Origin of the sequence: Chitinophaga pinensis DSM 2588 (assembly GCF_000024005.1) — a bacterium.
GTDB classification, from domain to species: domain Bacteria; phylum Bacteroidota; class Bacteroidia; order Chitinophagales; family Chitinophagaceae; genus Chitinophaga; species Chitinophaga pinensis.
Genome location: NC_013132.1, coordinates 4,517,261 through 4,529,426, shown reverse-complemented (window position 1 = coordinate 4,529,426; position 12,166 = coordinate 4,517,261). Strand labels below are relative to the sequence as shown.

Annotated in this window: 1 protein-coding gene and 1 pseudogene (1 of these 2 only partly in view); one reads left to right on the top strand and one right to left on the bottom strand. The window is 47.4% G+C overall.

The genetic code is table 11. From position 1 onward, the window contains the following. Positions 1 to 11,775, bottom strand: a pseudogene (locus CPIN_RS39645) (Ig-like domain-containing protein) (its annotated part extends 19,834 nt beyond the left edge of the window); the annotation flags it as partial. Here CPIN_RS39645 and CPIN_RS39640 point away from each other — a divergent pair. Then, positions 11,774 to 12,166: a hypothetical protein gene (locus CPIN_RS39640; protein ID WP_369126331.1), complete on the top strand. Its 393-nt coding sequence runs from the start codon at positions 11,774 to 11,776 to the stop codon at positions 12,164 to 12,166. The pseudogene CPIN_RS39645 and the gene CPIN_RS39640 sit on opposite strands and share 2 nt — an antisense overlap.

The following is a 12,166-nucleotide window of genomic DNA, read 5'->3' as shown; positions in this document are numbered from 1 at the left end:
CGGTGCGTCATTCACCGCATTTACTGTAAATCTTACCACAGAACCATCACAAAGGCTTGGCACACCATTATCACATACCTGGTAAACCAGGCTATCCAAACCATTGTAATTCGCATTCGGTGTATACGTGAAGCTACCATCCGCATTCAGTACGATCGTTCCATTCACCGGCGCTGTCACCAATGAAGCTGTCAGGCTATTACCTTCTACATCTATATCATTCGTCAATACATTACCTGTCACCGGCGTATCTTCTATAACATTAACAGTATCCACCACAGCCACCGGTGCATCATTCACCGCCGTAATAGTAAACCTCACAACTGCTGAATCACACAGACTTGGCACCCCATTGTCACATACTTGATAAACAAGGCTATCCAGACCATTATAATTCGCATTCGGTGTATATGTGAAGTTACCATCCGCATTCAGCACAACCGTGCCGTTTACCGGGGCAGTTACCAATGAAGCCGTCAAAGTATTACCCTCTATATCCGTATCATTAGACAGTACATTACCTGTCGCTGGTACATCTTCTGTAACATTCACACTATCATCTACTGCTACAGGTGCATCATTCACCGCCGTAATAGTAAACCTCACAACCGCTGAATCACAAAGACCTGGTACACCATTATCACAAACACGGTATACCAGAATATCCGCACCATTGTAATTCGGATTTGGCGCATAAGTAAAGCTGCCATCTGCATTCAACACTACAATTCCATTCACCGGCGCTGTTATCAGCGACGCTGTCAGAGCGTCCCCCTCCGGATCGCTGTCATTCGTCAACACATTACCGGTCGCAGGTGTATCCTCCGCAACACTGACACTATCATCTACCGCCAACGGCGCATCATTCACAGGTGTTACTATAAATGATAATAATGCCGTATCACAGGCGTCTGCCGGATCGCAGACCCTGTAAACAGCCTGATCCGGACCATTATATCCCGGATCTGGCGTATAAGTAAACGTACCATTCGCATTAAATAATAAAGTACCATTTGTCGTAGTAGAGATCAGTGAAGCCGTCAGCGGATCGCCATCCTGATCTGTATCATTATCCAATACATTACCGGTCATCAGACTATCCTCTGGCAACGCATATATATTGTCCAATGCAACTGGTGCATCATTCACACTATTGACAGTAATGGTTACAAGGGCAGTATCACACAGTCCTCCCGGATCACAGGCCCTGTATATAAATGAATCTATACCATTAAAGTTCGGATCAGGCACATATAGGAATGAGTTATCACCATTCAGCGTCACGCGGCCATGGGATGCCGGCGTCTGGATAGCGATGGATAACTCGTCTCCATCCACATCACTGTCATTCCCTTTCACGCCTGGCGCCGGTACACTCAGTACAATGTCCTCATCTGTCTGATAGAAATCAGGCTGTGCAACTGGTACATCATTAACAGGTGTAATAGTCAGTCTGATATAACCTGTATCACAAGCGCCATATGGATCGCATACTTCATACTGTACACTATCCAGACCATTGAAGTTAAGATCAGGTCTGTATGTATAAGTACCATCAGGATTAGCAGTATAAGAACCATGTATAGGACTACCAATCGGCCGGCCCTGTAATGCATCTCTATCCGGATCATAATCGTTCACGAGGACTACCTGCGGCGTAAAGGTTATAACCGTATCCTCACTTCTCGTAAACTGATCATCAACTGCTACAGGACGGTCATTCACAGGATTAATAATAAAGAGGATCTTAGCCGTATCACAAGCGCCCAAAGGATCGCAGACATTATACACCGCACTATCCCTGCCATTGTAATCCTTATTAGGAATATAAGTAAATCCACCGTTCTGGTTCAGCCGTAACTGACCATGGGCCACCGTAGTAACAATTGTAGCCGTCAGCACGTCGCCGTCTACGTTGAGGTCATTCGCCAGTACGCCTGGTGTACCTATCGCAATAGTACTATCCTCGTCAAATACATAAATATCCGGCTGACCAACAGGTGCGTCATTTACCGGCAATACGCTAATAGTCACCGTACCACTTGCACACTGTGTCGTACCGCCTGATGTATCGCAAACCTGGTACGTAAATCTGTCTATACCATTGAAATCTGCGTTCGGCGTATATGTAAAGCTCCCATCACTATTCATTACCACTGTACCATTGACTGCCTGAGTTTCCAGTGTAGTCACTAACGGGAAGCCATCCGGATCAGTATCATTCGCCAATACACCGGGTGCTACCACAGTCAGCTGGGTATCCTCATTTGTTGTATAAGCGTCATTGCCCGGCAAAGGTGGATCAGCAACTGCCACCACCGAGAAGCGCACAATACCCGTATCACAGGCACCAGAAGGATCACAGACGCTGTATAACAAACTATCCGACCCATTATAATTCGCCGCAGGCGTATACGTAAGACTACCATCCCTGTTGAGTGTCACCGTTCCATGTGCCGGAATAGTGAGCACACTTACAGCCAGCGGATCTCCGTCAACATCTACATCGTTGCTTAATACGCCTGGGGGATTCACTGTCAGACTGCCATCTTCATTCACAGAGAACTGATCATCCTGCGCCACTGGTCTGTCATTAACAGGGGTGATTTCAAGTACGATCACTCCTGTATCGCACAGGCCAGCACCATCGCAAACTTCATACTGAATACTATCCAGTCCGTTGAAGTTCGGCGCCGGTGTATAAGTATATGTTCCATCTGGATTGCCGACATAAGTACCATTCTGGAGATTGCCTATAGGTCTTCCCGTCAGCGGATCGCCGTCCACATCAATATCGTTCGCCAGGATCACAGATGGCGGGAACGTTATAGTCGTATCCTCAGATCTTACAAAATAATCATTTACAGCTATTGGCCTGTCATTTACAGGTACCACCGTAATCCGCACATTCGCCGTATCACACAATCCTCCCAGATCACAGGCCCGATAACTAAATGAGTCAAGTCCGTTGAAGTTCAGATTCGGCCTGTAACTAAATGAACCATCAGAATTCAGCGTCAGCGAACCATTTGCCGGATCTACAATAGTAGATACAAGCGCATCTCCATCCGGATCCGTGTCATTTCTCAGAACACCCGCAGTAGCCGGTATTTGCAACACCACATCTTCCTGTGTTTCATATGCATCCGGATTGGCTACTGGTGGGTCATTTACTGGCGTAATGTTAAGGATAATCACACCGGTGTCACATAATCCCGCGCCGTCACACACTTCATACTGAATACTATCCAAACCGTTAAAGTTTGGCGCCGGTGTATAAGTATACGTACCATCAGGGTTACTTACATAAGAACCATGTTGGAGATTGCCAATAGGTCGGCCCGTCAGTACATCGCCATCTACATCTATATCATTTGCCAGGATAACAGATGGTGGGAATGTGAGCACAGTATCCTCTGACCTTGTGAAATAATCATTTACCGCTATAGGCGCATCGTTCACTGGTGTAACAGTGATCGTCACCGAACCCTGCGCACATGCGCCACTCAGATCACATGCCTGATAGGTAAATCCATCTGTGCCATTGAAGTCACGGTTCGGACGATATACAAATGATCCATCCGGATTCAATGTCAGCGTACCGTTCGTTGTAGTGACCAAGGTAGATACCAATACTTCCCCATCTGCATCACTATCATTGCTCAATACACCTGAAGCGGCCGGTACAGTAAGTGTATTATCTTCTGCTACTGTATAAGCATCGTTTTCCGTAACCGGCGGATCATTCACCGGATTGACAATGATTGTTACGAAGGCCGTATCGCACAACGGACCAGCATCACATACCTGGTACTGGAAGATGTCTGTACCATTGAAATTAGTACCTGGTGTGTAAGTAAACGTACCATTCGCATTCAGTACAAGCGTACCACTGGACGGTCCGGATACCAGGGAGGCTGTCAGTTCATTACCTTCCGGATCAGTATCGTTTGTCAATACATTGCCATTCACAGGTGTATCTTCATCCGTCGTAACCGTATCGCTGACTGCATTAGGTGCGTCGTTCACCGGATTGATTGTAATATTTACAATCGCCGTATCACAGGCCCCATTGGCATCACAGGCGCTATAGGAGAACTGATCCGTACCATTATAATTTGGATTCGGTTTATAAGAGAAACTACCATCCGACCAGATCGTCAATCTACCATTAACCGGGCCATTCACTACAGAAGCATTCAGCTGTGTACCCAGGTCTGGGTCTGTATCATTGGCCAGAATACCCGGAGCAGCAACATTCAATATCTCATCCTCATTCATCGTATAAGCATTCCCATTCGCCACCGGCGGATCATTTTCATCGCCTACATTGAAATAGATACGTGCAGTATCACACGCACCAAACGGATCACATACGCGGTAAATGGCAGAATCAAGTCCTGTTGAATCCAGTGTCGGCGTATAAGTAAATGTACCATTGCTGTTAAATACAATCGTACCTCTTGCAGGCTGCACAAGCAGTGTAAAAGTCAATGGATCTCCGTCCGCATCATCGTCGTTCAATGATACATCTCCGTTAATCACAACATCCTCATCACCATTTAAGATATCATCGCGTGCAATCACGGTGTCATTTACCGGTGTAATAATGATATAAGCGGTATCTGAGGCACAGGCGCCGGAAGGATCACATACATTATATGTAAAGAAATCATTACCGTTATAATCTCTTGCCGGTACGTAGCTGAAGCTGCCATCCTGTGACAATGTCAGCATACCGTGTGTTGTGGTGTTCAGCAGTGTCACCCGCAGACTATCACCATCCACATCCGTATCATTGGACAATACACCGTTGAAGGCATTCACATTCAGCGGCACGTCCTCTGGTGTGGTATATGTCTCTAATGAGGTAACTGGCGCGTCATTCACAGGAGACACCACAATGCGCACAACACCGGTATCACAACCGCCGGCGTTATCGCAAACCCTGTACACAAAGGTATCCAGACCGCGATAGTCTGGATTAGGTGTATATACAAAACCACCATTCGCATTTACCGTAACGGTACCATTCGCCGGATTAAGCACGACTCCCGTTATTGTCAACGGATCGCCATCTGCATCGGTATCATTAAACAGGATACCCGGAGCCGCAATATTCAGCGGAACATCTTCAGGGGTTGTATAGTTGTCATCTGTCGCAACCGGTGCATCGTTATCTCCATTGATCGTGAGTGTCACCACAGCCGTATCGCAAGCGGACGGTATATTGTTGTCGCAGACATTATATACAAACTGATCGGTACCGTTGTAATCTTTTGCAGGAGTGTATGTAAAACTACCATTGGCGTTTACAACCACGGTACCATGGACAGGTTGTCTGAAAATACCGGTTACCTGCAATAGATCGCCATCCGGATCTGTATCATTCGCCAGCAGACCTGGCGCTGCTATCGTCAATGGTACATCTTCCTGTAAAGTATACGCATCGTCAACACCATCGGGTGCATCATTGACCGGTGTCACATTGATCGTTACTGTACCCGTATCACAAAGACTTGGGGTGCCGTTATCACAGGCCAGATAAGTAAATGTAACGGTGCCATTGAAGTTTGGCGCAGGTGTGTAAACAAATCCTCCATTGGCATTTAGTACAACTGTACCGCTGGATGGTGGCGCGAGCAGACTTGCCGCCAACGCATCTCCCTCTTTATCACGATCATTAAATAGTACGCCTGTTGGCGCCACCGTCAGTACATTATCCTCACTGATAGTATATACATCGTTCACTACAAGTGGTGTATCATTCACCGGCGTCACTGTAATAGACACCATTCCCGTATCACAAACGCCACTACCATCACAGGCTCTGTAGGTAAAGCTGTCTACGCCGTTGAAGTCTGGATTCGGTATATATACGAAGGCGCCGTTGCTGTTCAGCGTTACGGAACCATGAACCGGATTACCCAGTATACTTGATGTCAATACATCGCCATCAACATCTGTATCGTTCGCCAATACGCCTGGCGCAGCAATGGTCAGTGTAGTTTCCTCACTGGTGGTATAATTGTCGTCAACCGCTACCGGTCTGTCATTTACCGGCTGTACTGTCAGTATTACTACGCCGGTAGCACAAGCATTGGAAGGATCACATGCCCTGTACAGGAAGCTGTCTATACCATTAAAGTTAGCTGCCGGTGCATAAGTAAAGCTACCATTCGGATTCAGTGTCAGCGTACCATGAGCAGGCGGCGTCTGTAAGACGGCTGTTAATGGATCGCCATCCGGATCTGTATCGTTAAACAATACACCCGGTGCATTTACAGTCAATGGTACATCTTCTGTCACCGTGTAACCGATCTGTCCGATAACCGGTGCATCGTTTACGGCCGCGATGTTAATGGTGACGGCTCCTGTATCGCATCCGCCATTGCCATCACATACCCGATAGGTATAAGTATCAGTACCATTATAATTGCTTCTTGGCGTATAGGTGAAGTTACCATTCGGATTCAATGTCAGGGTACCATTTGCAGGTCCGGCCAGTACAGCTACTGTCAGCGGATCGCCATCCGGATCTGTGTCGTTGGACAATACACCCGGCGCTGCCACTGTCAATGGCGTATCTTCTGTCGCATTATAAGTATCATCACCCGCAACAGGCGCATCATTCTCTGCAGCTACAGAAATGGTTGCGGTGGCCGTATCACACAGCTGTGGTGTACCATTATCACATACACTGAATGTAAAGACGTCTGTTCCATTGAAATTCGGATTTGGTATATAGGTGAAACTACCATTCGGATTTACAGTAATAGTACCATTCGCGGGTTGTGTAACAATAGCTGCTGTCAGGGTACCTCCCTCCTTGTCAGTGCTCGCACCCAATAATCCCGGAGAATTAATAGTCAACGGAATATCTTCTCTTGCAGAGAAGCTCACATCTCCTGCACCTGGTGCGTCATTTACGGCTGTAATAGTCAATGTTACCGTACCGGTAGCACAAGCGCCACTTCCATCGCAGGCTTTATAAGTAAATACATCTGTACCATTGTAGTCTGCCGCCGGCATATACATAAAGCTACCATCTGCATTCACGGTCACAGTACCATGAGCCGGATTTGTCACAATAGATGCAGTCAGCGTATTGCCGTCTACATCCGTATCATTCGCCAGCAGACCAGGCGCTGCTATATTAAGCGGTGTATCTTCATTCAGGGTATAGGTGTCATTGGCGACAACCGGCGTATCATTCACCGGTCTTACTGTAATTGTTACCAACGCGGTATCGCATAACTGAGGTGTACCATTATCACAGGCGCGGTAAATAAAGCTCACCACACCGTTGAAGTCCTGTGCCGGTGTATAAATAAGACGTCCATTCGGATTGAGTGTTACAGTGCCGCTTGCAGGAGTAGTCACCAGACTTACTGTCAATGTATTACCATCAACATCAACATCATTACTTAATACACCAGGCACTACCACATCCAGCACCTTGTCTTCATCAGTAACGTATGCATCATCATTGGCGACAGGTGCATCGTTTACACTATTTACTGCAATTGTTACAGTAGCATTGCTACATGCACCGCTTGCATCACAGGCGGAATATACGAATGAAACAACACCATTAAAGTTAGGTGCCGGTACATAACGGAAAGAACCATTTGAGTTCAGTGTCAGGGTACCACTCGCAGGAGGAGTCACCAGGGTCGCGCTCAAGGCATCATTATCAGCGTCTGTATCATTGGATAAGACACCTGCAGCAGCTACGTCCAGTGGAGTATCTTCATCTACAGTATAGCTATCGTTGACTGCTACCGGCGCATCGTTTTCATTACCTACTTCCAGTCGTACCGTAGCAGTATCACAGGCGCCGGAACCATCACACACACGATATGTGAAAGTAGCAATGCCGTTAAAATTAGCCGGTGGTGTATACGTCAGCGAACCGTTACCATTTAAAACAAGGGTACCAACTGTCACCGGTGTTACGATCACTGCTGTCAGCTGATCGCCATCCGGATCATAGTCATTACCCAGCACACCAGGCGCAGGAATAGTAACGGTTATATCTTCCGTCAGGTTGATATCATCGTCCACCGCTACCGGAGGATCATTCACCGGCGTAATATTAATAGAAACAGTAGCTGTATTGGAAATAGTACCCAGGTTATCTCTTACGGTATAAGTAAATACATCAGTACCATTATAATTAGCATTTGGCGTATAGGTCACTACGCCATTCGCCGCTACGCTTACAGTACCATGTGTAGGTTGATTAACAATGGCTACGCTACCGGTGTTCAATGTACCATCCACATCACTATCATTGCTGAGTACATTGATGTTTACCGCAACATCTTCCGGCGTGGTGACGACATCATTACCAGCAACCGGAGCTGTATTGATGATGATCAGTACATCATCTGTACTTGGGGTACATGGAGGGTTGGTGATTGTCCAGCGGAAAGTATAAGTACCAGCAACCAGTCCGGTAACACTTGTATTATTTGCCGAAGGATTGACAATATTCGCCGTATTAGGACCAGATACCTGTGTCCAGGTACCAGTACCGGTAGCAGGCGCATTGGCTGCCAGCGTTACTGTTGTCGCGTTTAACGGTCCCTGATCAGGTCCGGCATTTGAAACAGTCGTGCTGCCATTCACAGTTACCTGTATCACATTACTCAGACTGGTAGCACAACCATCAGAAGTAACTGTTCTTCTGTACTGGGTAGTCTGTGTCAATGGTGCCGATGGTGTATAATTCTGCAGGTTGCTTGTGCCTGGTGCAGTAGTAAATGCACCACCGCTAACACTCACTTCCCAAAGATAAGTATAAGTACCATTCCCACCTGCTGGTGTACTGCCCGTTAATGCCGCCGGTGTTGAGCCGCTACAGATGGTCTGGGATGCAGCTATAGTATTATTAGACAGAGAAGGATTCACTGTTACAGTCAGCACATTGGAAGTAACATCTGCGCAGGTACCTGAACGGGTAATCCTGCGGAAATAAGTGGTCTGCGACAAAGAAGGCGCATCATATATATTAGCAGTAGCTCCTGCAATATCAGAGAAACCTGCCGTCGTACTGGTTACAGAACTTTGCCACTGATAGCTAAATGTTCCGTTACCACCAGCTGGCGCTGTTGTCTGTGTAAATGCAGCCGGATCTCCACTGGTACAGAAGGTCTGATTACCTGCAATCACACCTGGTGTCAACGCAGCGTTTACCGTTACTGTCAATACATTGCTGATCACATCCGAACAAACACCGGAACGGGTGATTCTTCTGTAATAAGTTGTCTGATTGATAGCGGCGGCATCATAGACTACGGCGGTAGCCCCACTGATATCTGTAAACCCTGTACTTGCACTTGTAACGGAACTTTGCCACTGATAGGTATAAGTACCACTACCACCAGTAGGCGCTGTTGTCTGTGTGAATGCTACCGGATCACCGGATACACAGAACTCCTGACTGGCGGCAATAGCGCCGGCTGTGAGCGCAGCCTGTATTGTGATGGTCACCACATTACTTGTGCTCGCACTGGAACAAGCGCCTGATGTTACCTGACGACGATAGTACGTAGTCGCACTTGTTGCCGGCGGATCATAAGACAATGCAGTAGCTCCCGCTATATTAGTAAATGTGGTATTATCTGTACTGCTCTGCCATTGATAGGTAAACGTACCACTACCACCGGCCGGCGTTGCGCCTGTAATAATAGCGGCATCACCGGTGGAACAGAATGTGGTTGTCGCAGGCGCAGTAATTGTATTATTAGTAATAGCTGACTGAATAGTGACGGTCACCACATTACTTGCACTAGCTGTTGTACATGCACCGGACGTGATCAGTCTGCGGAAATAAGTGGTCGTGCTCTGTACAGGCGGGTCATACGACTGCGCGGTGGCGCCGCTGATATTTGTATAAGTTGTATTATCTGTGGATTGCTGCCACTGATAGGTATACGAACTATTGCCGCCTGTTGGGGTAGAACCGGTAATAATTGCCGGGTCCCCCGATCCACAGAAAGTAGTCGTAGCAGGCGCAGTAATCGTATTGCCCGCTAAAGCTGCCTGGACCGTAATAGACACGTCACTGGTACTTGGCGTACAACTACCATTAGAAATGGTCCAACGGAAAACATATGTACCGGTTACCAGACCTGTCACCGTAGATGTCGGCGAACTGGTATTAGTGATCACAGCTGTTCCGGGTCCGCTGACCTGCGACCATATACCTGTTCCCACAGTAGGCGTATTCGCTGCCAGTGTAGCAGAGGTAGCGGCACACAATGTCTGCGCAGGACCAGCTACTGAAGCAGTCGGCGTCTGTGACACCGTAGTCGCATCTGTTTTGATGTTGTTACATCCTACACCAGAGGGCAGGGCATCACATTCCGACTGTGGATCAGTAGGAACTGCGGCGTCAGGATTCGTTGCATCCGGGTCCGTAACGTCCTGAGGACGCATGATAGCAGATGTTACACTGAGTGTACCACCTGTAGGAAAAGAAGAGATTGTACCAGTGATCGTAAAGGTAACAACTGCTGCATTGTTCATGGATAATGTAGCAGTATATTGTGTTGCAGTAGTAGTACCACCAGTTACCACAGCAACGCCACTTGTCAGTGTTGGCGTTACCGTTACATTAGTCAGATTCGCGGGAAAATTGAACTCATATATGGCCCCCACTACATTATTTGGCCCATTGTTCCTGACAGCCGTCGTATAGGTCACCGTTGCTCCCTGACAAGGAGTAGCATTAGATTTAGTAATACTGACCACCTCGAGGTCCGCTTCGCGTAGTGTAATAATCAACGGTGTGGCTGTCGGTGTACTTGTCAGATAAGACCAGGTATCGATACCATTTTCATTACCGAAGTCAGTACCACTATAAGCAGTGGAACCAAACTTGTGCCCATTGGTTGTACTGGATATACCTGTAGTGGCAGTACTGATAGGATTTGAGGGAGTACCATTGACAGTCAGCTGGGAATCATCCCAGTAGACGATATCACTGGGTGAACCTGATCCGTTTGTACGTGTGATAATAATACCCGTCGGGTTATTCTCCACATCTATAAACGGAAAATGGACCTCGCCTGCAAACAGAACAACACGGCTATTATAGGTATTTGTGCCAGATAATACTTTTACGCCCTGCCCGTTATTACCATCCCAGTAAGCACTATTAGTTCCCACTACCGCACTTCCTGTAAGACGGCGGTCTACTGCATCCGTATAAACACCATTGCCGTTGATGTCAATATCAACGGCGTAGTTTGCAGCATATGTAGCGGTGAAAGTAATATTTCCCCCTGCGGGACTCGTTCCCGCTACCCCCGGGGTCCCCTCTACCCCGGTAAATGTCAGGATAGAGGCAGAGATGACCGGAGGTGTGGTTAAGAGCCACGTTGTGCCCGAGACGCTGGGTGCGCTTGCGGGCAGATCTACAGCAGGTGTATTGAAAAAGATCTTGTGCGTAATATCCGTTTCCGTATCAGCAGTACGGGGATCTTTCAGACGCAGGTTGGTCAGATCGTCTACGCTTTTATAAGAAGGATCACCAGTAGTTGTACGGAAGCCTTTGTTATTAGCGACGAAGGAAAAACCGAAACCGGCCTGACCATTGTTGTTAACGGTATAAATGTAACCATCATTCGTCAGTACTCTTAAAATCGCATTAAAAGTAGCATTGGCAGCGCCAAGGTTGGCAGTGAAAATATTTGTATAAAGACGCCCCGGAACAAACGCCGTATTCGCAGCATTTCTCACACTTACGTCAAATGCGGCGATCATGGAAGTACCGGTAGGCTGTGTCCAGTTGCCGGTAGAGACAATTGCTGTCGGGTTATTCGCTGCCGCTGCATTCGGAGGTACGAAATCAATCTCCCAAACACCCGCCTGTCCGGCGCCTACCGTAAAAATTCCTGGGGTATATCCTGTCGTCAACGTCAATACATTCGGACCATTCACCTCCTGCGTACGGTTACTGATACGTCCTGTCGTGGTGCTCGTACCTGTCGTGTACGTTACACCGTTAGGAGCACGCAGGTTGATGGTGCCACTACCAATACCCTGTGCACTGGATCCGACGAAAATACGCTCGCCTACGTTCACATACACCTTCATCGTTCCCATGGTTGGAAACAGATTATTCACGCTTGTAGCAGAAGCCGAGTTCAGGTAA

Coding starts and splice junctions, on each gene's coding strand:
- CPIN_RS39640 (WP_369126331.1), top strand. CDS start 11,774: ATGGAAGTACCGGTAGGCTGTGTCCAGTTGCCGGTAGAGACAATTGCT.